Raw genomic sequence first — 22322 nt, 5'->3', positions numbered from 1 at the left:
ACTGGCGCGCGATGATAGACGGGCTGTGGCCCTGGAAATCCGTCATGTGCCGCGAGCCCGTCGGCGCTCCATCGCCTCTTCGGATGCGACAAAGCCCAGCCTGGCAAAGAACTGCGGGGCCTGTTCACGGCCGGCCCGCAGCACCCAGGTGATCCCGGGATCGGCACCCGTCACGGCCTCGACCAGCCTTCGCCCTATGCCCTGCCCCCGGTAGCCGGGGGCAACCACCACCATGGACAGGTATCCATTGGACAGCCCGTCCGTGATGGCGCGCGCAAAACCCACCACCTGGTTGCCCGCCACAGCCACCTCCACGGCCTGGGACGCACCGATTAGGCGCTCCAGATAGTCCTGGCTGGCGATGCGATGGCCCCAGCCATTGGAAATGAGCAGTTCATAGGCACCCCGCAGGTCGGCTGGGGCGTAGCGGCGGATCAGGGGCAAGTCGCAGACCATGGTCCCGGACATTGGGCCTGTGGACTGTGACTGCTCCTAGGCCTGGGCCTCCGCCTCCTGCAGCTGCCGCCACATCACCTTGCCGCTGCCGCTCTTGGGCAAGGCCTTGACGAACTGCACGATCTTGGGCGCCTTGTAGACGGCCATGTTCTCGCGGCACCACTGGATGATGTCCTCGGCCGTAGTGTCTTCCTTGCCGGCGCGCAGCACGACGACGGCCTTCACCGACTCGCCGCGGTAGGCGTCTCGCGTGGAGATCACGCAGGCTTCCTGGATGGCGGGGTGGCGGAACATCAGCGATTCGACCTCGGCCGGCCAGACCTTGAAGCCGCTGGCGTTGATCATGCGCTTGAGGCGGTCGGTGATGAAGTAGTAGCCGTCCTCGTCCACGTGACCCAGGTCGCCGGTGCGAAAGAACCGCTTGCCATCGATCTCCATGAAGACCTGGGCCGTGGCGTCGGGCCGCTTCCAGTAGCCGTCGAAGACCTCGGGGCCGTGGACGACGATTTCGCCCTGCTCGCCCTGTGGGACATCGGCGCCGGTTTCGGGGTCGATGACACGCGCCTCGGTGCTCATGAAGGGAATGCCCAGGCATTGCTGCTTGGGATGCTCGAACGGGTTGCTGTGCGTGGGCGCGGCCGTCTCGGTCAGGCCATAGCCCTCGCTGAAGCGCAGGCCGTATTGCTCCAGCAGGCGCTGGGCCACGGCCTGTGGCATGGCCGCACCGCCGCCGCCGATGTACTTGAGGCTGGTGAGGTCGAACTGCGCAAAGTTGGGGCTGCCCAGCAGGTCGATGACCATGGTGGGGATGTTGGTCCAGCTGGTGACCTGGTAGCGAGAGATCAGCCGCCCCGCCAGCTCGCGGTCCCAGCGCGGCATGACGACCAGGGTGGCGCCCACGAAGATGGCCGTGTGCAGCACCGAGACCATGCCCGTGATGTGGAACATGGGCACGACGGCCAGGACCACGGTCTCGCTGGTGCCGCTGCCCCAGTAGCTGCCCGCCACGGCGTTGTGGTTGATGGAGCGGTGCGGGTGCATGCAGCCCTTGGGGTGGCCCGTGGTGCCGCTGGTGTAGGGCAGCACGGCCATGTCGTCGCGGCCCACCACATGGGGCGGCGCGGCTTCGGTGCAGGCCATGGCCTGCTGCCAGGTGTGGACGCTGCCGCCATCGAGCACGGCCGGCTCACGCCGGGTGAGCAGCCAGTCGTGCCACTGCACGGGCGGGGCGTCGTCGCCCTGCACCCCGGCATCGAAGGCGTCCGTGAACTGGGTGACGACCAGGTGCTCCAGCCGCTGGCCGGGCGCCAGCGCATTGCTGGCCTTGGCCAGTTCGGGGGCCAGGTCGGCCGTGGTGATGGCGACCTTGGCGTCGGCGTCGGTGATGTAGTGCCTGAGCTCCTCGGCCATGTTCATGGGATTGACCGGCACCACCACCGCATTGGCGCGGAAGATGGCGTAGTGCGCCAGGATGAGTTGCGGCGTGTTCTGCATCAGCAAAATGACGCGGTCGCCGCGCTGCACGCCCAGGCTGTGCAGGTAGGCCGCCATGCGCTCCGTGCCCTCGCACAGCTCGCGGTAGCTGATGGAGCTGCCGAAGTAGCGGATGGCTGCCTTGTCCGGGTAGCGTCGCGCATTGACGGCCAGGTTGTCCCAGACGCTGGTAGCGGGCACGGTGATGGAATGGGGCAGGCGGCTGGGCCAGAAAGCGTGGTGCGCGGGCTGGGAGGGCATGGGTGGATGGGCTTTGAAGTGTCGGTGAGTGGAAGGGACGGCGGCAATCCGCCTTGCCAGCGAGGCTAGGCCCACACCCGCTTCCCGGCATTGGGGAAGGCCCCAGGAGATCGTCGCCAAAGTGACGCTTGAGCGCCCATGGCATACCGCTGGCACCGCAACTCGCCTTGTGCTTTCGCAAGCCGGCCACGGGCACGCCTTAAGTACGCCACAGGTACGCCACAGGTACGATGGCGCCATGCCCTCCACGCCCGCCATGCCCCACCTGTCCCGCCTGCAGCTGTCGCTGCGCGATCTGCTGGCCCGCCACCGCAGCGCGGCCCTGGCCACCCAGCCCGCCGACTCCCCTGCCCCCGGGGCTGGCGATGCACTGCCCGCTCCCCGGCTGTCCATGGTGCCCTGGGCCTGGAATGCGCAGTTTGGCTGCTTTGTGCTGCACGTCAGCGCACTGGCAGCGCACACGCGGGCCATGGAGTTGCACCCGGCCGTCAGCCTGCTGGTGTGCGCGGCCGAAGTGGACGGCGAGGGCGTGCATGCACTGGAGCGCGTGGCCATTGAAGGCGTGGCCAGCACACCGCCGCCCGGCAGCGTGCTGGCCGATGGCGCGCGCGACAGCTATGTGCTGCGCTTCCCCGAAGCCGCGTTCATGACCGATCTGGGCGACTTCCGCTTTGTCTGCATCACGCCATCCATCGCCCGGCACGTGGCGGGCTTTGGCGCGGCGCGCGATGTGTCGGCCCATGACCTGATCGAAGCACTGAGCATCCAGGCCAGCTGACTCACGCGCCCCGCACGTGGGCCGCGATCAGGGCGCCCGCCGCATCGCCCTGCCCCGCCACGCAGGCGCGCACATGGTCCTCCCACATCTGGCCTTGCTGCTCCACCTGGGCATGGACAAAGCGCTGCAGCATGCGCCGGGGATCATCGCAGCGCTCATAGGCATACGGATCGCTGCGCGTGCACAGCGCCTTGAACTGCAGCCAGGCGGCCTGCCGCGTGACAGGCATGCCCTGCAGGCGCTGCCACTGGTGCAGCAGCTCATGGGCAAAGATGCCTGCGATCTGCGGATGCGACAGGCGCAGCGGCTGGCGCGGATCGGACTGCGTGAAGAAGGCGCGCGGCATGAAGATGCGCCCGCCATTCATGGACAGCGCCCTGCGCGTATCGCCCAGGCGCCGCTGGTACAGGCGCAGGCGCGGCAGCAGCGCATCGAGCGAGGCGCCGAAATGCGTGCGCACAAAGGCCTGCTCCTGCGCATCCAGTGGCCGGCTCCAGAAGACCATGCTCAGCCGCCCGGCCCCTGCCGATAGCGCCGCGCCATGAAATCCACAAACGCGCGCACGGCCGGGCGCAGATGCCGCGTGCGCGGATACAGCGCGTGGTAGCTGTACTGCCCCAGATGAAAACAGGGCAGCACCCGCACCAGCTGGCCGCGCTCCACGGCCGAGCGCACGGTATGCCAGGTCAGCGCCGCAATGCCCCGGCCTGCGCGTGCAGCCTCGAAGATGGTGGCCACCGAATCGGTGCGCAGCGCCGTGTGCGGCTGCACCTCGGTCACGGCGCCCTGCCCGGACACCACGCTCCAGCGCAATGGGGCCGGGCCCGCCGCAAAGGCCAGCGCGCGGTGCTCGGCCAATTGCTCGGGCGCCTGCACCACGCCCTGGCGCATCAGGTAGGCGTGCGACGCCACCAGCACCAGCGGCGAATGCGTGAGCAGCCGCGCCTGCAGCCCGCTGTCCGGCAATTGGCGGCTGATGCGCACGGCCGCATCCACGCCCTCGGCCACCAGGTCCACCAGCCGGTCGGTGCACAGCAGCTGCAGCTCCAGATCCGGGAATTGCTGCTCGAACTCGGGCAGCCAGTCGCCCAGCTCGATGGCGCCCACGGCCAGCGGCAGCGTGATGCGCAGCACGCCCGCCACGCGCGCACGGCGCTGCGCCAGTGCGGCCTCGGCCGCATCGAGCTGCTCCAGCAACTGCACACAACTGAGGTAGTAGCTGCGCCCCGCCTCGGTCAGGCTCAGCCCGCGCGAATTGCGCTGCAGCAGCTGCGTGCCCAGTTCCGACTCCAGCCATTTGACATGGCGCGACGCCGTGGAATGCGTCATGCCCAGCCGGTCCTGGGCCGCCGTGAAACCCTGCGCGTCCACCACGCCGCAGAACACCCGCATGGCTTGCCATCTGTCCATTGCTCATGCACTCCTTTGGCGGGGATTGTGGAGCATGGACCGCCGATGCCGCCCAGCCCGCTCAGCGCAGCGCCAGCTCCAGGATGCCGTCCGTGGGCATGACATCGCCGAACACATCCTCGATCTCGGCCAGCGCGGCACGGTGCAGGCTGTCGGCGTCCACGGATTCGCCATTGCTGCGCGTGATGGCACGTGTGGCCACGGCATCGCTGGCCACGACGACCTCGAAGCCCAGCGGCGCGGCATCGCGTGCGGCGCCGGCCACGCAGGCGTGGGTCATGAGGCCGCAGATGACCACGGTGGTGATGCCACGCGCGCGCAGCTGGTCGGCCAGGTCGGTGCCGACGAAGGCGCTGACGCTGCGCTTTTGCACCACGGTGTCGCCCGCGCGCGGCTGCAGGCCGGGGTGGAACTGGACGGTGCTGCCATTGACGGCGAACACGGGCGCACCTTCAGGGGCAATGTGCTGGATGTGGAACACGGCAACCTGGCCGGCATCGGCCCATTGCAGCAGGCGCCGGGCCTGCTCCAGGACCTGCGGGCCGCGCGGGATGGGCAGGCGGCCGCTGAAGTACTCGTTCTGGAAGTCGATGACCAGCAGCGCCGTGGCACCCCGTGGCAACTGGCTGCGCCCCGGCGCGCCTGAAAGGGCGCGGAGGGTGGGATGGCTGGTGGATTGGATGGCCTGGCTGGCCTGTTCTGCGAGTGACATGCAGTGCTCCTGAAAACGGGAAGTGGTTGATGCCTGCAGTCTAGAAACGCACAGGCCCCGCCGCAACGCCATGGAGCGGCCAGCATCTGTGCAGGTTCTGCACAGATCGCCCGTGCTTTGAAAAATGCCCCATCTCTGTGATGGCGCATACGGCCTTGGGCCTTGCATCGCTCCAACCGGCCGCGTGCCGGTGAAGCTGGCGATGCCGCGTTGAAACATGGCCTGCGGCCCTCCCGCTCAAGAAAGGGCCGCAGGCCGGCACGGCGCTAGTTCTGCAGCTGCTGCCAGACCTTGTCCAGCCGCTTGATGCTGACCGGGTACGGCGTGCGCAGCTCCTGGGCGAAGAAGCTCACGCGCAGCTCCTCCAGCATCCAGCGGTACTCCTGCATGCGCGCATCGATGTGGCCCTTGCGCTCGGCCACCAGGCGCCAGTAGCGCTGCTCCAGCGGGCGCAGCTCGGTCAGGCGGCTGGCGTCGCGTGCCGGGTCGGCGCGGTACTTGTCCAGCCGGCTGGTGATGGCCTTGAGGTAGCGCGCGTAGTGCTGCAGCTGGGTCCAGGGCGCGGCCGCGATGAAGTTCTTGGGCACCAGGCGCTGCAGTTGCTGGGCGGCGTCGGCCGTGGCGTCAGGCGCGTTCTTGGTGTCCTTGATCTTGCGCTGGGCCGCCGCGTACTCGACCAGGATGGTGGAGGCCATGCGCGCCACCTCGTTGGCGATCAGCGTCAGCCGGCCGCGTCCGTCCTGCACGCGCTGCTTGAACTGCGCGTCGTTGGTGGGCAGCGGCTCCTGCAGGAAGGCGCGGTCTATGGCCACGTCGATGATCTGTTCGCGCAGTTCCTCCTGCGTGCCCAGCGGCATGTAGGCGACGGCCATCTTCTGCAGGTCTGGAATGTTCTTTTCCAGGTACTTGAGCGCGTCGCGGATCTGCAGCGCGAACAGGCGACGCAGGCCCACGCGGTGGCGTGCGGCCGCAACCTCGGGCTCGTCGAAGACCTCGATGCCGACGGCATCGCCGTGGTCGATCAGCGCAGGGAAGCCGATCAGCGTCTGCCCGCCCCGGCCGATCTCCATCAGCTCGGGCAGCTCGCCAAAGCTCCATTCCTTGTAGCGGCTGTCGGCGGGCTGGCTGGGCTTGGCATTCCTGGCAGGCGTGGCCTGGTCGGGCTTTTCCGCCTTGGCAGCGGGCGCAGGCTTCCTGCCGGTTTCGGGCGCGGTGGCGGCGTTGGCAGCGGGTGCAGCAGGAGCCTCGGTGACCGAAGCCACCTTCAGCGCGGCCAGCGCCTGGAAGGCGCCGCGCGCCTTGGCGCCCAGTTCGGCCTTGAGCGCGCCCAGGTTGCGGCCCTGGCCCAGCTGGCGTCCATGCTCGTCCGTGATGCGGAAGTTCATGAACAGGTGCGGGCTGAGCATGTCCAGCTTGAAGTCGGCGCGCTTGACGTCCAGCGAGGTCTCGTCGCGCACCTGCTTGAGCAGGGCATCGATCAGCGATCCCTGGCCCCAGCGTTCGGGCGTGGTGAAGAGTTCGGCCAGGCGCTGGGCGCTTTCGGGCAGGGGCACGAAGCGGCTGCGCGGGCGCTGCGGCAGGCTCTTGAGCAGGGCCTGGAGCTTGTCCTTGAGCATGCCGGGCACCAGCCATTCCACGCGCTCGTCGCTGACCTGGTTGAGCACGAACAGCGGCACGGTGACGGTGATGCCGTCGCGCGCGTCGCCCGGGCTGTGCAGGTAGCTGGCCGTGCAGTCCACGCCGCCGAGCTTGACCACCTTGGGAAAGGCCTGGGTGGTGATGCCGGCCGCCTCGTGGCGCATCAGCTCGTCGCGCGACAGGCGCAGCAGGTCGGCGTTTTCCTTGGCCGCCTCGCGGAACCAATGGTCGAAGGTGGCGCCGCTGAACACGTCCTTGGGGATCTGCTGGTCGTAGAAGGCGTAGATCAGCTCGTCATCGACCAGCACGTCCTGGCGGCGGCTCTTGTGCTCCAGCTCCTCGACCTTGCGCACCAGCTTGAGGTTGGCGGGCAGGAAGTGCCAGCGCGTATCCCACTGCCCCTCCACCAGGGCCTGGCGGATGAAGATCTCGCGCGCGGACTGCGGATCGATGCGGCCATAGCTCATGCGCCGGCCGTTGTAGATCACCAGGCCGTAGAGCGTGGCGCGCTCCAGCGCCACCACGTCGGCCTGGTTCTTGGACCAGTGCGGATCGAGCAGCTGCTTCTTGAGCAGGTGGGCGCCGACTTCCTCCAGCCACTGCGGATCGATGGCGGCGATGCCCCGGCCGTACAGGCGCGAGGTCTCCACCAGCTCGGCCGCAACGATCCAGCGCCCCGGCTTCTTGGACAGGTGGGCGCCCGGGTGCGGGTAGAAGCGGATGCCGCGCGCGCCCAGGTAGGCGTCGCTTTCATCGCCCTTGTAGCCCAGGTTGCCCAGCAGGCCGGACAGCATGGACAGGTGCACGGCGTCGTAGCCTGCGGCCTCGGTGTTGATCTTCCACTTGTGCTCGTTGACCACGGTCAGCAGCTGCGAGTGGATGTCGCGCCATTCGCGCACGCGGCGGATGTTGATGAAGTTCTGGCGCAGCAGCTGCTCCCACTGGCGGTTGCTGAGCTTGTGAGAGGGCTCGTCATCCGTGCCGGGACCGGTGTCCTGCGGATGGAAGGCCGCCAGCGCCTCGGCCGCCGGGGCGGCCACGCTCTGCCCGCCGCTGCGCTGGGCCACGGGCAGGAAGGCGGCATTGCGCGCCGATGGCTTGGCGGCAGGCGCCTGGGCCGTGGCCATTTCCTTGCGGCTCTTGGCCACCACCTTGCCGCCGCGCGCATCCTGCAGCCATTTCCACAGGCGCAGGTAGCCGCTGAATTCGCTTTTCTCGTCGTCGAACTTGGCGTGCTGCTGGTCGGCCTGCTGCTGGGCCTCCAGCGGCCGGTCGCGCACGTCCTGCACGGACAGGGCGGAGGCAATGACCAGCACCTCGGCCACGGCGCCGCGCGTGCGCGCCTCCAGGATCATGCGGCCCACGCGCGGGTCCAGCGGCAGGCGCGACAGCTCGCGGCCCATGGGCAGCAGCTCGCCGCGCTCGTCCACGGCGCCCAGCTCGCCCAGCAGCTGGTAGCCGTCGGCAATGGCGCGGCCCGAGGGCGATTCGAGGAAGGGGAAGTTCACCACGTCGCCCAGGCCCAGCGACTTCATGCGCAGGATGACGCCGGCCAGCGAGGAGCGCAGGATTTCAGGGTCGGTGAAGCGCGCGCGCGTGCCGAAGTCGGCCTCGTCGTACAGGCGGATGCAGATGCCGTTGGCCACGCGGCCGCAACGGCCCGCGCGCTGGTTGGCCGCTGCCTGGCTGATGGGCTCGACCAGCAGCTGCTCGACCTTGCTGCGGAAGGAATAGCGCTTGACGCGCGCCGTGCCAGCATCGATCACATAGCGGATGCCGGGCACGGTCAGCGAGGTCTCGGCCACGTTGGTGGCCAGCACGATGCGCCGGCCCGTGTGGCTGTCGAAGATGCGGTCCTGCTCGGCCTGCGACAGGCGCGAGAACAGCGGCAGCACCTCGGCATGGCGCAGCACGGGCTGCTGTGCCAGGTGCTTGCGCAGGTGGTCGGCCGCCTCGCGGATCTCGCGCTCGCCGGGCAGGAACACCAGGATGTCGCCGCTGACGCCGCCGGACCACAGCTCGTCCACGCCTTCGGCGATGGCGTCGTTGAGGTCGTGGTCGCGCTTTTCCTCGAAGGGGCGCCAGCGCATCTCCACGGGGTAGGTGCGGCCCGAGACCATGATCACCGGCGCAGGCCCCTTGGGGCCTTCGAAATGCCTGGAGAACCGCTCGGCATCGATGGTGGCCGATGTCACCACCACCTTGAGGTCGGGGCGCCGGGGCAGGATCTGCTTGATGTAGCCCAGCAGGAAGTCGATGTTGAGGCTGCGCTCGTGGGCCTCGTCGATGATCAGCGTGTCGTAGGCCTTGAGCAGCGGATCGGTCTGCGTCTCGGCCAGCAGGATGCCGTCCGTCATCAGCTTGACCGAGGCGTCCTTGGACAGCCGGTCCTGGAAGCGCACCTTGTAGCCCACCACATCGCCCAGCGGCGTGTTCAGCTCCTCGGCAATGCGCTTGGCCACCGAGCTGGCGGCAATGCGGCGCGGCTGCGTGTGGCCGATCAGGTGGCCGCGCACCTGGCCCTTGTCGTCGGGCGTGGCGTTGACCTTGCCCCGGCCCAGCGCCAGCGCGATCTTGGGCAGCTGCGTGGTCTTGCCCGAGCCTGTCTCGCCGCACACGATGATGACCTGGTGCCGGTCCATGGCCTCCATGATTTCCTCACGGCGGGCGGATACGGGCAGGGATTCAGGGAAGCTGATCTTCAAAGGCATAAGGGGCTGGATTATCCCCGCGCCATGCCGGCGGCGCCACGCGGCTGCAGATTTCCATACGCCTGCCCTGTGCCGCCCGCATGAAAACCTCCGCATGCCAGGGCCTTCGCCCGGGTGCGCCAGCGGCATGCAAGGCATTGCGCACAATCGGCGCTCGCCTTGCCGCCCGCGCCCGGCGCTGGCCACCTCACCCGCCTTCCTCGATCTGCTCCCCATGGTTTCTCTTGCCGCCCTCGTCATTCCGCTATTGGCCCTGTGGCTGTGGTGGCCCGTCCGCCTGATGCCGCGCCGCGCACGCCTGATGGCGGCCGTCGCCACGGCGGCCCTGGGCTGCACGCCCGCCCTGCTGCTGGTGCTGCTGCGCGAGGGCACGGTCGAGTACCGCACGCTGGCCTATCTGCAGGTGCCGGGCGGCTGGGTGCTGGCCATGCTGCTGATGCTGGCCGTCTTCATCGTGCTGCGCGACGGCCTCTGGGCGCTGGCCGCCGTGGCCCGGCGCGAGGACTGGAAGCAGCGCCTGCACGCGCCGCTGCTCACGGCCGGCGCCCTGGCCCTGGCGGGCCTGCTGTCGGCCTGGGGCGTGGCCAATGCGCTGCGCCCCCCCGAGGTGCACGAACGCACGCTGCGCCTGCCCGGCCTGCCCACCGGCCTGGAAGGCCTGCGCGTGGCCGTGCTGGCCGACATCCACGCCAGCCCCATCAACGACGCGCGCTATGTGCAGACCATCGTGGACCGCACGCTGGAGGCGCGGCCCGACCTCATCGTGCTGCCCGGCGACATGGTGGACGGCGACGTGGACAGCGGCCGCGCCAACGTCGCGCCGCTGGCGCAGCTCAAGGCACGCTACGGCGTGTGGGCGGCGCCCGGCAACCATGAGTACTACAGCGGCTACGACGCCTGGATGGCCGAATTCCGCCGCCTGGGCCTGAACCTGCTGGAAAACCGCATGCAGCTGATCGATGTGCAGGGCGCGCGCCTGGCGCTGTCGGGCATCGGCGATCCGGCCTATGGCCGCCTGTCGCGCCAGAACACCGACCCCTCCGTGGCCGAAGGCGTGCCGCCCGACATCGACACCGTGGCCCGCCAGGCCAAAGAGGCCGGTGCGCAATACCACCTGCTGCTGGCCCACCAGCCCAAGACCGCCCGCGACAATGCGGCACACGGCGTGGGCCTGCAGCTGTCGGGCCATACGCACGGCGGACTGATCCTGGGCATGGACCAATGGCTGGTGGCGCCCGCCAACGACGGCTTCGTGCGCGGCGAGTACGAGGTCGGCGCCATGAAGCTCTTCGTCAGCGCCGGCGCAGGCCTGTGGGCCGGCTTTGCCGTGCGCCTGGGCGTGCCGGCCAGCATCGACCTGCTGGTGCTGCGCGGCGCCTGATCCTGCCCCGGAGGGCAGCGCGGACGGCTACCGCGCGAACACCATGCACACCGGGCTGGCGCAGTGGGTGCTGGCCAGCGGGCGCCAGGCGTCATCCCGGGCATGGCAGACGATGCTGTCGCTGTCCTCGTTGAGCACATAGAGCAGGCGCCCGTCGGGCGAAGCCGTGAAAAAGCGCGGCGTGCGCCCGCCCGAGGCGAAGCCGCCACTGGCGTGCAGCAGCCCCGTCAAAGGATCGACGTCGAAGACCGCAATGCCGTCAGCGCCGCGATTGGACACCAGCACCTGCCGGCCGTCGCGCAAGACCTCGATGCCCGCCGCCCGGCTGTTGCCCACAAAGCGCTCCGGCAGGGTGGACAGGATCTGCAAGCCCTGCAGCGCCCCGGTGGCCGCATCGAAGCGGCAGGTGAGCACGGTGTTGTCCAGTTCGTTGACCACATAGGCGCAGGCCAGCGCAGGATGGAAGGCGATATGCCGCGGGCCCGAGCCTTCGCGGCAGTCCAGCCAGGGCTGGGGCGCAGGCACCAGCCGCCCGTGCTCGAAGGCGAAGATGAAGATCCGGTCCTGCCCCTTGTCAGGCACCAGCACGAAGCGCCCGTCCGGCGAGAAGGGGTTGAAGTGCGGCTTGGCAAACGGCTGCTCCTTGCGATGCGGCCCGGGTTGGCCCGGTAGCGCAAGCCGCTGCTGCACGGAGCCCAGGCGCCCGTCCGGTGCGATCGACATCACGGCCAGCGTACCGCCTGGCCCGCCATACCCCCGGTGGCCGTCGCTGGCAGCCGGCTCGCCCAGATGGTCGGAGACCACCAGCTGCCGTCCGCCCGGGGCGATGGCCAGGTGCACCGGGTTGCGCCCGCCGCAGTCCCGGGTCTGCAGCAACGCCAGGCGGCCCGTTGCGGCATCGCGTGCGAAGACGCTGACCTCATGGCCATCGCCATGCACGGTGTAGAGCCGGGTGCCGGCTGCATCGAGCGCCAGGAACGAGGGGTTGGCAAGCCCGTCCACGGTCTGCAGATGCTGCAGGCCGCCCGTGGCTTCGTCCACGCTATAGACGGTGATGCCCTCGCCACGTGCGTCGCGCTCGCGCGTGGTGCGCGAACCCACGTAGGCGTACAGGGGGCGCGACGCTGAGGTGCTCATGCCGATGCGCCCGCCAGCGGTGCGACGGCCGCGCCCTGAATGCCATGGCGCTGCAGCGCCTCGGCCACAAAGCCGCAAGCCTTGGCCTCTTCCACAAAGGCCGCCAGCACGCGCAGGGCCTCATCGCCCCGCCCCTTGGGCAGGCCCATGGCCTGCTGGATCACCATGAAGCGGCCCGGCAGCAGGCGCAGGCCGGGCAGGCGTGCGGCATCGGCCTCCAATTGCTGCTTGACGCCTGCGGCCACGTCGGCCGTCGATTCCACAAAGGTCTGCACCACGGCGGGCGAGGACACGGCGCGCTCTATCTGCGCATGCTTGAGCTCGCGGCTCAGGTACAGGTCATAGGCGCTGCCCTTGCCGACCACCACGGTGTGCCCGGCCCGGTCCACCTGGGCGTTGTCGGTCAGCGGCGAATCCTGGCGCACCAGGTAGCTGCCCTCGATCAGCACATAGGGCGCGGTAAAGCCGATGCCCGCGCCACGTACGGGGTCCACGGCAAAGAAGCCGAAGTCGGCCTCCTCGCGCGTGACGGCATCCACCGACTTGGCGGCCGTATCGAAGACCACCAGTTCCAGCTCCAGCCCCAGCTGCTGCGCAAGGCGCCGGGCCAGGTCGATGGACACGCCTGCGGGCTGGCCATCGGCCTGCAGCCGCGCAAGGATGGGATTGCCGGTGTTGATGGATGCGCGGATGCGGCCAAGCGGCGCGAGGGTGGACAGCAGCTGGGAGGAAAGGTTCATGGATGGCTCGCTTCAAGGGTCAACGGGATGCCCGCCGGGGCGTGGAAGAGGTACGCGAAGGGGTACGCGAAGGTTCCGGGGACGCTGCGCCGGGACCGAGGAGATCGCTGATGCTGGCCAGGTTGCGCAAGGTGCTCGCCAGGTGCTCGCGCATGGCGAGGGAGGCTTCTTCGTTGCGCTCGCGCCCCAGCAGTTCCAGGATGTTCAGATGCTGCTCGCAGTGCTCGCGGTAGCGCGCCCGGTCCTGCATGGAGCGGTAGGACAGCAGGCGCCGCACGCGGTTGACGCGGCGGATGGTGTCGATGAAGAACACGTTGCCCGAGGCCTCGACCAGGGACTCGTGGAAGTTCACCCCCCGGTCGTGGATGCGGTCGGCCGGGTCGGTGGCGATGCCGCCTTCGAGCAAGTGGATTTCGGCCGCGCGGCAGCGTTGCAGCACGGCGCGGTCCAGCCGGTAGCCGGGCTCCAGCAGCGCGGCCGGCTCCAGCGCCATACGCAGGCGGTAGGACTGCAGCAGGCTGTCGGGCGTGGTCAGCATGGCCGCAAAGGTCCAGCCGTAGCCGGGCTTGCGCTCGATCCAGCCCTCCTGCGCGATGCGGTTGAGCACGGCCGCCAGCTGGGCCTTGCTCAGGCCGTAGCGCGTGCGCAGCGCGGCCTCGGTGACGGATTCGGGCAGGCTGGCGCGCAGCCGGTCCTCGGCGATGCGAAAGTAGATGGCTTCGGTCAGGTCCTGGTCGCCGGCCGCCGCCTCGGCCAGCAGTTCGTCCGGAATCCCGTCATGCGGCAGGGCCAGGAAAAACCCCCGGTTGCGCTCGCGCCGCACCACACCCTGCTCTTCCAGCTGCTGCAAGGCCTCGTTGACGGGCTGGCGGGAGACGCGCAGCCGGTCGGCCAGGCCCTGGGCGGCCAGGTGGGTTCCGCTGTCCCATTGTTCGGAACGGGCCAGTGCCAGGATTTGCGAGCACAGCTGGGTGGAGGTCTTCATGCCCCCATTGTCATGCCATGCCACATCAGCGCCCGGCCGCCTGCCGCAGGATGGAAGGAATCACGCCGCCGCTGCGCAGCAGCCCGGCCTCCAGCTGCGTCTCCACGGCGGCCGTGGCCTGCAGCGCCTGCACGCTTCCATCGCCGCGCAGTATGCGCACGGGCACGGCGCAGCGCGGCGCCAGGGCGTCGGACGGTGCATCGATCTCGATACGGTCGCCCGGCTGCAGCGCCAGTTCCTGCGGCCCCATGCCCGCAGGCAAGCGCAGCGGCACGATGCCCATGCCGATGAGGTTGGAGCGGTGGATGCGCTCGAAGCTCAGGGCCAGCACGGCACGTATGCCCAGCAGGCGCTGGCCCTTGGCGGCCCAGTCGCGCGAGGAGCCCGTGCCGTAGCGCTCGCCGGCCACCAGCACCACGGACTGGCCCGCCTTGCGGTAGCGCTGCGCGATGTCCCACAGCGGCGCGATCTCGCCCGATGGCGCATGCAGGCCATGGGCCACGGGGGCACCGGGCGCCAGCAGGTTCTTCAGCGTCTTGCTGTGAAAGGCCGCCCGCACCATCACCTCCCAGTTGCCGCGCCGCGACGCGAAGACGTTGAGATCGCCCCGGTCGTCGCCGCGCTCCACCAGGAAATCGGCCACCAGGCTGTCGGGTGGGATGGCGCTGGCCGGCGAGATATGGTCCGTGGTGATGTCGTCGCCCACCACCAGCAGCGGGTGGGCCTGGTAGCGGCCCAGCTGGCTGCCCTCGGACAGCGCGGCAAAGGGCGGGCGGCGCAGCGCGGTGGACCGCGCGTCCCAGGGAAACAACGGCCCCTCGGGCGCCTTCAGCGCATGCCAGGCCGGGTTGAGTGTGGCCCGCGCGAAGTCGCGGCCGAAGTCCTGCGGGTGCATGCCCAGCGCCAGCGCCGCCTGGACTTCCTCGCGGGTGGGCATGAGGTCGGCCAGGAACACGGGCCAGCCATCGGCCAGGTGCTGCACGGGCTCGCTGCGCAGGTTGCGGGCCGCGTCGCCGGCCAGGCCGAAGGCGATGACCAGGGACGGCGACATGATGAAGCTCAGCTCGATGTCCGGATGCACGCGGCCCGGGAAATTCCGGTTGCCCGACAAAATGGCCACGGCCTTGGCCTGGCCGGCGCGCTGGGCCTGGCGCACCGGCTCCGTCAGCGGGCCGGGGTTGCCGATGCAGGTGGTGCAGCCGTAGCCCACGATGCCGAAGCCCACGGCCTCCAGGTCCTGCAGCAGCCCGGCGCGCGCCAGATAGGAGGCAGCCGCCGGCGAGCCCGGTGCCAGCGAGGTCTTGACCCATGCGGGGACCTTCAGCCCCAGCGCCCGCGCCTTGCGCGCCACCAGCCCGGCGGCGACCAGCAGCGCGGGATCCGAGGTATTGGTGCAGCTGGTGATGGCGGCCAGCGCCACGGCATGGCGCGGCAGCCCGGCCTTCGCGCCGGACGCAACAAAGCCCACGGCCTGCAGCGCGCGGGCGCTGTCGCCATAGTCCAGCAGGTCCTGCGGGCGGCGCGGACCGGCAATGTGCCAGCCCACGGTGTCCAGGTCGATCTCGATCTGGCGTGTGTAGCGCGGCTGGGCCTGCGGATCGAACCACAGGCCCTGGGCACGCATATAGGCCTCGACCAGGGCGACGCGCTGTGGGCTGCGGCCCGTGGCGCGCAGGTAGTCAAGCGTCTGGCCATCGACCGCGAAGTAGCCCGTGGTGGCGCCGTACTCGGGCGCCATGTTGGCCACCACGCTGCGCTGGCCCGCCGTCAGCGTGGACACGCCGGGGCCGAAGTACTCGACGAACTCGCCGGCCACGCCCAGGGCGCGCAGCCGCTCGGTGGCGACCAGGGCCAGGTCGCTGGCCTGCACGCCGGGGCGCAGCGCGCCGGTCAGCCGCACGCCGATGACGTCGGGGATGCGCAGCATGGTGGGCATGCCGAACATCACGGTCTGCGCCTCCAGCCCGCCAACGCCCCAGCCCAGCACGCCGATGCCGTTGACCATGGGTGTGTGGCTGTCCGTGCCCAGCATCATGTCGGGCACGGCCCAGAGCCTGCCGCCGCGCTCCTCGGTGGTCACCACGGTGGCCAGCTGCTCCAGGTTGATGGTGTGCATGATCCCCGTGCCGGGCGGGTGGATGGTCACATGGGCCAGGGCCCTGGAGGCCCAGCGCAGGAAGCGGTAGCGCTCGGCATTGCGCCGTATCTCGTGCTCCAGGTTGGCCTGGGCGGCGCCCGGCGCTGCATAGGCCTCCACGGCCAGCGAGTGGTCCACCGACACATCGACGGGCAGCACCGGATTGAGCACGGCCGGATCCACGCCCTCTTCGTGCAGGGCATCGCGCATGGCCGCGATGTCGACCAGCGCTGGCGTGCTGGTGGTGTCGTGCATGAGCACGCGGCCCGGCTGGAAGGCGATCTCGGCCTCGCTGCTGCCATGTTCCAGCCAGGCCCGCAGGGCAGCCACGGCAGCGTCCCTTTCCTGCCCCTCCATGTGGCGCAGCACGTTCTCCAGCAACAACCTGAGCACCATGGGCAGGCGCGGCAGGCACTCGCCCAGCACGCCCGGCACATCGGCGGCGTGGTAGCGGACTCCGTCCAGTTCAAGGACGCGGGAAAAGGGGTTCTCGGTGTTTTCCATAGCTGATATTTTGCATTTTGAATTTCTAAAATGCAATCAAACGCCTCATCTCGCTTTCCCTGAAACCCCGGCCAAAAGGCCGCCAAGGAGTTTTGACATGTCCGCTCCCTCCCGCCGCAGCTTGCTGCGCAGCCTGGGCACCGCGCTGCTCGCCGGCCTCATCAGCCTCATCGGCAGCCTGCCCGCTGCGGCCCAGGACGCGCCGCAGCGCAGCATCACTCTCGTGGTTCCCTTCACGGCAGGCGGCGGCGTCGACGCCATGGCCCGGCTGCTGGCCGAGCGGCTGCGCGTGACGCTCAAGCAGCCGGTGGTGGTGGACAACAGGCCCGGCGCCAGCGGCATGCTGGGCGCAGGCGCCGTGGCACGCGCGGCGGGCGACGGCCACACGCTGCTGCTGGGCTCGGCCGGCGAAACCGCCATCGCCCCGCTGGTGCACCAGGGCCGCATGCCCTACCAGCCGTCCCGCGACCTGGCGCCCCTGACCCTGGTCACGCGCGTGCCCAACGTGCTGGTGGCCTCGCCCGGCCTGCCGGCCGGCAACATCGATGAACTGGTGCGCCTGGCCAAGGCCAGCCCCGGCAAGCTCGGCTACGCCACCAGCGGCGTGGGCAATCCCCAGCACCTCAATGGCGAGCTGCTGCAGTCGCTGGCCGGCATCCGGCTGAACCACGTGCCCTACCGGGGCGCGGCCAACCAGCTGGTGGACGTGTCCTCGGGCGTGGTCGAACTGGCCTTCGTCAGCTACGCGGGGGCCGCGCCCTTCATCAAGAGCGGCCGTGTCAAGGCGCTGGCGGTGACTTCAGCGCAGCGCGCCAGCTTCGCCCCCGGCATTGCCGCCATTGCCGAGTCCACGGGCCTGGCCTCCTACGACCTGGACAACTGGTTCGGCCTCTTCGCGCCCGCCTCCACGCCGCCGGCCGTCCAGGCGCGGCTGCATGCGGCGGTGGTCAATGCGCTCAAGGATCCCGCGCTGGCGCAGCGCCTGCGCGAACTGGGCGGCGAGCCCGCTCCCATGTCGCAGCAGCAGTTCAGGGACTTCATCGCCGCCGAGACCGCCAGGTACGCCGCCATCGTGACCTCAGCACGCATCGTGGCCGAGTGAGGGCGCGCGCCCTTTCCCGGCATTTGCCTTTCCCTTCAGAAAACCACAGGAGACGACATGCAGCTTCATCCCGCGCTGGCCGCCACGGCCGCCGCCATCCTGGTCCTGGCTTCGGCCACGGCCCGATCCCAGACCGCCCCCGACGGCTACCCGGTCCGCGCCGTCACCATCGTCGTGCCCTTCGCGGCCGGCGGAAACACCGACGTCAAGACCCGGCTCGTGGCCAGGCAGCTGGCGCAGATACTGGGCCAGCCCGTGATCGTGGACAACAAGCCCGGCGCCAGCGGCAACATCGGAATGGAGTTCGTGGGCCGCGCCGCAGCCGACGGCTACACCATCGCCATGGGCAGCTTCGGGCCGCTGGCCGTCAATCCCTGGATCTATCCCAGGCTCAACTTCGATCCCAAGACCTTTGTCCCCATCATCCTGCTGGAGAAAAGCCCGCTGGTGCTGGTCACGCCCGCCGACAAGCCCTATCGCAGCGTGGCCGATGTGGTGACGGCCGCCAAGGACAGGCCGGGGCAGCTGAACATCGCCAATGCAGGGCCGGGCGGCGCACACCATCTCTCGGCCGAGCTTTTCGAGGCGGCGGCAGGCCTGGACATGGTCGGCGTGCCCTTCAAGGGCGGTGGTCCCGCCGCCACCGCCCTGCTGTCGGGACAGGTGGACCTGATGTTCGAGCAGACCGGTGCGGCCGCGCCCTCCATACAGGCGCGCAAGATCCGCGCGCTGGGAGTGACCTCGGCACAGCGCCTGGCCATGCTCCCTGACGTGCCCACCTTCGCCGAGTCCGGCTTCCCCCAGGTCACCGTCTCCAACTGGATGGGCTATGTGGCGCCCAAAGGCACGCCGCCCGAGATCGTGGCCCGGCTCCACAAGGCGTTCGCCAAGGCCATGGAGCACCCGGAAGTCCGGGAACGCATCGTCTCCCAGGGCAACGAGTTCGGCGGCGGCAGCAGCCAGGAGTTCGCCGCCTTCATCGACAGCGAAGCCGCCAAGTGGGGCCGGCTGGTGAAGGAGCGCGGAATCCGAAGGGATTGAGCGAAAGGCGGGGCCTACCCCCACCCCCGACCTACCCCTCATTGACCACCAACGACAGCGCATGCGCCTCGGTAGGCAAAGGCACATCCCAGCGCTGCAGCAGGCCGAGCAGGGCCGCGTTGGTCAGCGTGGTGTCGCGCGCGCGGTTGCGGGCCAGCAGGGTTGGGCGGCTGGCTTCCAGGTGCACGAGTTCCACGCGGGCGCCGTAGGCCAGGCACAGGTCCACGGTCTTGCCGCGCATCTGGCGCGACAGGTGGGTGGCATTCCAGACAAAGGGCTGGCCCGCGCGCAGCAGGGCCTTGGCCTTGTCCACGGCGTGGTGGGCGGCCGCGCCCTCGTTCTGGCCGTGGCGCAGGCCCAGCTCCGTACGCGCATCGTCGAAGGAGACCACGGGCAGGTCGCCATGGTGGGCGGCCACCCAGGTGTTCTTGCCGCTGGCCGGCAGGCCGCACATGACGATGGCGCGCGAGCCTTCCTGTGCGTGCAGCGCATAGTCGGGATGCAGCTGCGCGCCGCGGAAGTAGCGCACCGCCGTCTCGGCCGAGGCAAAGCGGCGTGGCGTGCGCAGGCAGCCCTCTTCCAGCGCGAACTCGCGCACCAGCTCGATGTTGACGAGCACGGACGCAATGTCCGGGCAGATGCGCCCGCGCATGTCGGCCCGCGCCAGCAGGGTGAGCAGGTGCAGGTCCACCTGCCAGGACAGCTCGCGCACGATGAACTCGGGCGAGAGGCCGCGGCGCGAGTCGGCAAAGGCGAAGAACGGCACCTGGTGCACGGCGATCAGCCGGCAGATGGCCTCGCGCTTGTCCACGGGCGCGCCGGCTTCCCAGAGCATGAGCCGCGCATCCAGCGCACCTCGGCGCGAATGGCCGGGCTGGCCGATGCGGCCGTCATCGCCCACCACGGTGGTCGAGCACTTGGCCACGTCGTGCAGCAGCGCGGCCAGGAAGACCGTCTCGCGCTCGGTGTCGGTGAGCGCCGCATGGCCGGGGTCGGCCAGCAGCTCGCGTACCACCATCTGCGTGTGCGTCCAGACATCGCCTTCGCCGTGATAGACGGGGTCCTGCGGCGTGGTTTTGGCCTGCTCCAGCTGGGGGAAGGCGGCCAGGCAGGCCGCGAAGTCGGGGTCGGCGCCGGGCTGCGGCACCAGGGACTGGATCTGTTTCCAGTTCGTCATGGAAATCTCCTTGCGATGGGTCTGCGCTGCAGGCCTCACCAGCTTTTTGAAATATCGGCCGCAAAGATGTCTGCGCCCTCGCGCAGCCCGTTGGGGACGATGGGCCGCTCGCTGTGGTGCGAGCCCGAGTCGAGGATGACCTGCACGAAGTCCGGCCGCACGAACTTGTAGCGCGCCACGGTCTGGCCGTCCTCCTCCACCTTGAGGTACAGGCCCTCGGCCAGCTCGGAGCCGTCGGTCTGCCGCCAGCACAGCGGCAGGTCCAGCTTCTGGCGGGCCACCACCTGCTCGAAGGCCTGGCGCCAGCGCGCGCTGCGGCCCAGCGAGGGGGCCAGCAGCGCCAGCAGGTCCTGCATGCGCCGGGGCGCCGCCCCGCTGTAGAGCACGGGCACCGAGACCACGGGCACGCCGGCCAGCAGGGCATGGCGGCGCGGCGTGTCCAGAAAGCACTGCGCCGAGCGGTCCCAGATGTCGAACTCGCAGAACCAGTGCGGCAGCGCGTCGTAGAACAGCGAGTGCTTGGCGTACATCCACTCGCCGAACACCTGGTAGCGGTCGTCCAGCAGGAACAGCAGCGCGCCTTCATGGGCCTGGGCCCATTGCTTGAAGAGGTTGAACTGGCGCTCGCGCCCACCGGGCCGCTCGCTGTCCAGGTAGTGGCCGCGCGACTGCAGCAGCAGCTGGCCGTCGCCGGCAAAGCTCAGCGCGGCGTTGGCGCCGTCGAGCTTTTCCTCGACGACGATGTGCCGGCCGGCCAGCCGCTCATAGGGCACGGCGTCGTCCTGGTCACCGGACTGCAGGCGCGAGCCGCGCAGGTGCGGCGTGCGGGGGTATTTGAGGATCTCGACGCTCGAAAGAAAGTGAGCGCCTTGGGCAATGGATGGGGTCATGTCGTGCTTTCCGAAAACGATGCAGCACCCCACGGCGCCATGCCATGGGGCGGGAAAAGCCGACGACGACGCCAGGCGCCGCAATGCAGGGGATGCAGCGACAGCGCGGCCTGGCCCGTGGTGGCCGGGCCGGCAGGCTGTCGAAGGGGAAGATGGCAGGACTGTCGGGGCCGTCCGCAAACCGGACGGTCAGCCGCAAGCCCTCAAAAGGCCACGCACCGCAGCGCACACGCAAAAGACATCCGTGGCAAGGCCAGGATCAGCGTGTGACGAAGTCGTTCAGCAGGAAGCTGTGCGGCGGGGCATGGTGCACCTCGAAAGGGTGAGGGTGGATGGGAGGGGTGCGAGTCTATCGCCCGTTGCCCCGCAGGCACAAGCGGCTGCGCACCATGCCGGGCCGATTGTTGGCTGCTAGCCACGCACGGCGGACTTGAAGGCGGCGCCCAGCGCATCCAGCGCCGCGCGCGGCCGGCCTTCGCGCACGCGGGTGTGCAGCAGCACGGGCAGGCGCGGCAGCGTGGGCAGGCCCAGGCGCGGGCCCACGTCCACGGCGCCCAGGGCCAGCATGCGCGGCGCCAGCGCGGCCACGCCCAGCCCCGCCATGACGGCGGCCGAGACAGCGGCCACGCCGCCGCCCACGAACACCTCGGTCCACGGCATGCGCGCCGTATCCAGCAGTTGCCCGGCCATGGCGCGCACGCCGCAGGGTTCGGCCAGCGTGGCCAGCGGCAGGGGCTCGCCCGCGCGGTGCTGCCAGCCGGGCGCGGCAAACCAGCCGAAGGGCTCCTCGGCCAGCAGCTCGCCGTCGTCACGCCCGGCATGCGTGCGAACGATCACCGTGTCGTACTCGCGCCGGTCGAATCCCTGCAGCAGCGGGCCGGACGATGCGATGCGGATGTCGATCAGCAGCTGCGGGTCCTGCGCATTCATGCGGGCGATCAGGGCCGGCAGCTCAGGCCCGGCCACGTGGTCGCTGATGCCGATGGTCAGCCGCTGGCGCGTGCTGACGGCCAGCGCCAGTGCGCGCTCATGGGCCTGCAGCAGTTCGCGCGCATGGGGCAGGAAGTCGGCACCCAGCGCCGACAGCTGCACGTGGCGCGGCGTGCGCTCGACCAGCCGGCAGCCCAGCCGCTGCTCCAGCCGCTTGAGCTTGAGACTGACGGCGGCCTGCGTGGTCTGCATGGCTTCGGCCGCGCGCGTGAAGCTGCCCAGGTCTGCGATGTGCACGAAGCCTTGCACGGCATCCAGGTCCAGAGGTCGTTGAATCATTTCAATTCATTATCACTGATATCGTCAATCATGGCTTTTCAAAATAGCTGGCACGGCCTACCTTCGAGGCTCCCACAACGCAAAGCAACGCAACTCAACTCAACTCAACGCAAAGGAGCCACACCATGCCCATGACCCGGATCAACATGCGCGCCGGCAAGTCCCCCGCCTACCGCCAGGCCATCTGCGACAGCCTCTACCGCGCCATGCGCGAGACCTTCAACGTGCCGGAGGACGACCAGTTCATGACCATCACCGAGCATGACGGCGACAACTTCCGCTACGGCGCCTCCTACCTGGGAGTGGCGCGCAGCGACGATCTGGTGCTGGTGCAGCTGACGGTCAGCAACACCCGCAGCCTGGAGCAGAAAAAGGCGCTGTTTAGCCGCATCGCCGAGCTGCTGGTCGAAAGCCCCGGCCTGCGGCCCGAGGACGTGTTCGTCAACCTGGTCGAGGTGGACAAGGAGAACTGGTCCATGGGCCACGGGCTCGCGCAATACGCAAATTAAGACACGCGGAT

At 69.5% G+C, this 22322-nt stretch carries 18 protein-coding genes; 5 read left to right on the top strand and 13 right to left on the bottom strand.

Features of this window, described 5'->3' with window-relative positions; translation table 11 throughout:
• Positions 1–42: 42 nt before the first annotated feature.
• Together IAE24_RS04380 and IAE24_RS04375 are read right to left on the bottom strand one after the other, a co-directional pair.
• A complete protein-coding gene (locus IAE24_RS04380; RefSeq protein WP_228676871.1) occupies positions 43–468 on the bottom strand; it encodes a GNAT family N-acetyltransferase in 426 nt (141 codons plus the stop codon).
• A 24-nt stretch (positions 469–492) separates the two neighbouring features.
• The gene (locus tag IAE24_RS04375) at positions 493–2190 is read right to left on the bottom strand and encodes a long-chain fatty acid--CoA ligase (RefSeq protein WP_199959722.1); all 1698 of its coding nucleotides are present in this window, start codon (positions 2188–2190) and stop codon (positions 493–495) included.
• Between the two features lie 238 nt (positions 2191–2428).
• Here IAE24_RS04375 and IAE24_RS04370 point away from each other — a divergent pair, with 238 nt between their 5' ends.
• Positions 2429–2968, top strand: coding sequence for a pyridoxamine 5'-phosphate oxidase family protein (locus IAE24_RS04370; RefSeq protein WP_065345109.1), 540 nt, complete (start codon positions 2429–2431; stop codon positions 2966–2968).
• Position 2969: 1 nt separating this feature from the next.
• Here the strand turns inward: IAE24_RS04370 and IAE24_RS04365 are convergent, their stop codons facing one another.
• The 4 genes from IAE24_RS04365 to hrpA form a co-directional block, all read right to left on the bottom strand.
• On the bottom strand, positions 2970–3473 hold the full coding sequence (locus IAE24_RS04365; protein ID WP_065345108.1) for a hypothetical protein: 504 nt from the start codon (positions 3471–3473) through the stop codon (positions 2970–2972).
• Between the two features lie 2 nt (positions 3474–3475).
• The gene (locus IAE24_RS04360) at positions 3476–4378 is read right to left on the bottom strand and encodes a LysR family transcriptional regulator (RefSeq protein ID WP_199959724.1); all 903 of its coding nucleotides are present in this window, start codon (positions 4376–4378) and stop codon (positions 3476–3478) included.
• A 61-nt stretch (positions 4379–4439) separates the two neighbouring features.
• Complete coding sequence (locus tag IAE24_RS04355; RefSeq protein ID WP_199959726.1) at positions 4440–5090, bottom strand: cysteine hydrolase family protein; 651 nt, start codon at positions 5088–5090, stop codon at positions 4440–4442.
• 266 nt (positions 5091–5356) lie between these two features.
• Complete coding sequence (gene hrpA / locus IAE24_RS04350; RefSeq protein ID WP_199959736.1) at positions 5357–9439, bottom strand: ATP-dependent RNA helicase HrpA; 4083 nt, start codon at positions 9437–9439, stop codon at positions 5357–5359.
• Between the two features lie 214 nt (positions 9440–9653).
• Between hrpA and IAE24_RS04345 the strand changes: the two genes are divergently transcribed.
• Positions 9654–10820 carry a metallophosphoesterase gene (locus IAE24_RS04345; protein ID WP_180288439.1) on the top strand — a complete coding sequence of 389 codons (1167 nt, stop codon included), beginning with the start codon at positions 9654–9656 and terminating at the stop codon, positions 10818–10820.
• 27 nt (positions 10821–10847) lie between these two features.
• On the opposite strand, the gene IAE24_RS04340 is transcribed toward IAE24_RS04345, so the two are convergent.
• Genes IAE24_RS04340 through IAE24_RS04325 form a run of 4 tightly spaced genes read right to left on the bottom strand, consistent with a single transcriptional unit; the run spans position 10848 to position 16323 of the window.
• Positions 10848–11957: a lactonase family protein gene (locus tag IAE24_RS04340; protein ID WP_199959738.1), complete on the bottom strand. Its 1110-nt coding sequence runs from the start codon at positions 11955–11957 to the stop codon at positions 10848–10850.
• Positions 11954–12697 (bottom strand): ABC transporter substrate-binding protein, encoded by a 744-nt coding sequence (locus tag IAE24_RS04335; protein WP_012206352.1) that lies wholly within the window; start codon positions 12695–12697, stop codon positions 11954–11956. The genes IAE24_RS04340 and IAE24_RS04335 overlap by 4 nt, the downstream gene beginning before the upstream one ends.
• A 19-nt stretch (positions 12698–12716) precedes the next feature.
• A complete protein-coding gene (locus IAE24_RS04330; protein ID WP_199959740.1) occupies positions 12717–13682 on the bottom strand; it encodes a GntR family transcriptional regulator in 966 nt (321 codons plus the stop codon).
• A 25-nt stretch (positions 13683–13707) separates the two neighbouring features.
• Entirely contained in the window at positions 13708–16323 is a 2616-nt protein-coding gene (locus IAE24_RS04325; protein WP_199959742.1) for an aconitate hydratase AcnA, read from the bottom strand.
• A 97-nt stretch (positions 16324–16420) separates the two neighbouring features.
• Between IAE24_RS04325 and IAE24_RS04320 the strand changes: the two genes are divergently transcribed.
• Together IAE24_RS04320 and IAE24_RS04315 are read left to right on the top strand one after the other, a co-directional pair.
• On the top strand, positions 16421–17425 hold the full coding sequence (locus tag IAE24_RS04320; protein ID WP_192366511.1) for a Bug family tripartite tricarboxylate transporter substrate binding protein: 1005 nt from the start codon (positions 16421–16423) through the stop codon (positions 17423–17425).
• A gap of 57 nt (positions 17426–17482) precedes the next feature.
• Positions 17483–18466, top strand: a complete 984-nt coding sequence (locus IAE24_RS04315) for a Bug family tripartite tricarboxylate transporter substrate binding protein (protein ID WP_199959745.1) — start codon at positions 17483–17485, stop codon at positions 18464–18466.
• A 31-nt stretch (positions 18467–18497) separates the two neighbouring features.
• Here the strand turns inward: IAE24_RS04315 and IAE24_RS04310 are convergent, their stop codons facing one another.
• From IAE24_RS04310 to IAE24_RS04300, 3 genes are all read right to left on the bottom strand, one after another.
• Positions 18498–19643 carry an AAA family ATPase gene (locus IAE24_RS04310; protein ID WP_199959747.1) on the bottom strand — a complete coding sequence of 382 codons (1146 nt, stop codon included), beginning with the start codon at positions 19641–19643 and terminating at the stop codon, positions 18498–18500.
• A gap of 35 nt (positions 19644–19678) precedes the next feature.
• Entirely contained in the window at positions 19679–20533 is an 855-nt protein-coding gene (locus IAE24_RS04305) for an RNA ligase family protein (protein WP_199959749.1), read from the bottom strand.
• 411 nt (positions 20534–20944) lie between these two features.
• Positions 20945–21802 (bottom strand): LysR family transcriptional regulator, encoded by an 858-nt coding sequence (locus IAE24_RS04300; RefSeq protein ID WP_016448234.1) that lies wholly within the window; start codon positions 21800–21802, stop codon positions 20945–20947.
• 125 nt (positions 21803–21927) lie between these two features.
• Here IAE24_RS04300 and IAE24_RS04295 point away from each other — a divergent pair, with 125 nt between their 5' ends.
• The gene (locus IAE24_RS04295) at positions 21928–22311 is read left to right on the top strand and encodes a tautomerase family protein (RefSeq protein ID WP_199959751.1); all 384 of its coding nucleotides are present in this window, start codon (positions 21928–21930) and stop codon (positions 22309–22311) included.
• Positions 22312–22322 lie beyond the last annotated feature (11 nt).

The organism is Delftia sp. S65, assembly GCF_016516495.1.
In the GTDB taxonomy this organism is placed as follows: Bacteria; Pseudomonadota; Gammaproteobacteria; order Burkholderiales; family Burkholderiaceae_C; genus Comamonas; species Comamonas acidovorans.
Note: the sequence above shows the minus strand (reverse complement) of the source record. Positions and strands in the feature narration are given on the sequence as shown.

What these genes read in the sequence shown, in the direction of transcription:
- IAE24_RS04380 (WP_228676871.1), bottom strand. Translation starts at nt 468, where the DNA reads ATGTCCGGGACCATGGTCTGCGACTTGCCCCTGATCCGCCGCTACGCC.
- IAE24_RS04375 (WP_199959722.1), bottom strand. Translation starts at nt 2,190, where the DNA reads ATGCCCTCCCAGCCCGCGCACCACGCTTTCTGGCCCAGCCGCCTGCCC.
- IAE24_RS04370 (WP_065345109.1), top strand. Translation starts at nt 2,429, where the DNA reads ATGCCCTCCACGCCCGCCATGCCCCACCTGTCCCGCCTGCAGCTGTCG.
- IAE24_RS04365 (WP_065345108.1), bottom strand. Translation starts at nt 3,473, where the DNA reads ATGGTCTTCTGGAGCCGGCCACTGGATGCGCAGGAGCAGGCCTTTGTG.
- IAE24_RS04360 (WP_199959724.1), bottom strand. Translation starts at nt 4,378, where the DNA reads ATGGACAGATGGCAAGCCATGCGGGTGTTCTGCGGCGTGGTGGACGCG.
- IAE24_RS04355 (WP_199959726.1), bottom strand. Translation starts at nt 5,090, where the DNA reads ATGTCACTCGCAGAACAGGCCAGCCAGGCCATCCAATCCACCAGCCAT.
- hrpA (WP_199959736.1), bottom strand. Translation starts at nt 9,439, where the DNA reads ATGCCTTTGAAGATCAGCTTCCCTGAATCCCTGCCCGTATCCGCCCGC.
- IAE24_RS04345 (WP_180288439.1), top strand. Translation starts at nt 9,654, where the DNA reads ATGGTTTCTCTTGCCGCCCTCGTCATTCCGCTATTGGCCCTGTGGCTG.
- IAE24_RS04340 (WP_199959738.1), bottom strand. Translation starts at nt 11,957, where the DNA reads ATGAGCACCTCAGCGTCGCGCCCCCTGTACGCCTACGTGGGTTCGCGC.
- IAE24_RS04335 (WP_012206352.1), bottom strand. Translation starts at nt 12,697, where the DNA reads ATGAACCTTTCCTCCCAGCTGCTGTCCACCCTCGCGCCGCTTGGCCGC.
- IAE24_RS04330 (WP_199959740.1), bottom strand. Translation starts at nt 13,682, where the DNA reads ATGAAGACCTCCACCCAGCTGTGCTCGCAAATCCTGGCACTGGCCCGT.
- IAE24_RS04325 (WP_199959742.1), bottom strand. Translation starts at nt 16,323, where the DNA reads ATGGAAAACACCGAGAACCCCTTTTCCCGCGTCCTTGAACTGGACGGA.
- IAE24_RS04320 (WP_192366511.1), top strand. Translation starts at nt 16,421, where the DNA reads ATGTCCGCTCCCTCCCGCCGCAGCTTGCTGCGCAGCCTGGGCACCGCG.
- IAE24_RS04315 (WP_199959745.1), top strand. Translation starts at nt 17,483, where the DNA reads ATGCAGCTTCATCCCGCGCTGGCCGCCACGGCCGCCGCCATCCTGGTC.
- IAE24_RS04310 (WP_199959747.1), bottom strand. Translation starts at nt 19,643, where the DNA reads ATGACGAACTGGAAACAGATCCAGTCCCTGGTGCCGCAGCCCGGCGCC.
- IAE24_RS04305 (WP_199959749.1), bottom strand. Translation starts at nt 20,533, where the DNA reads ATGACCCCATCCATTGCCCAAGGCGCTCACTTTCTTTCGAGCGTCGAG.
- IAE24_RS04300 (WP_016448234.1), bottom strand. Translation starts at nt 21,802, where the DNA reads ATGATTCAACGACCTCTGGACCTGGATGCCGTGCAAGGCTTCGTGCAC.
- IAE24_RS04295 (WP_199959751.1), top strand. Translation starts at nt 21,928, where the DNA reads ATGCCCATGACCCGGATCAACATGCGCGCCGGCAAGTCCCCCGCCTAC.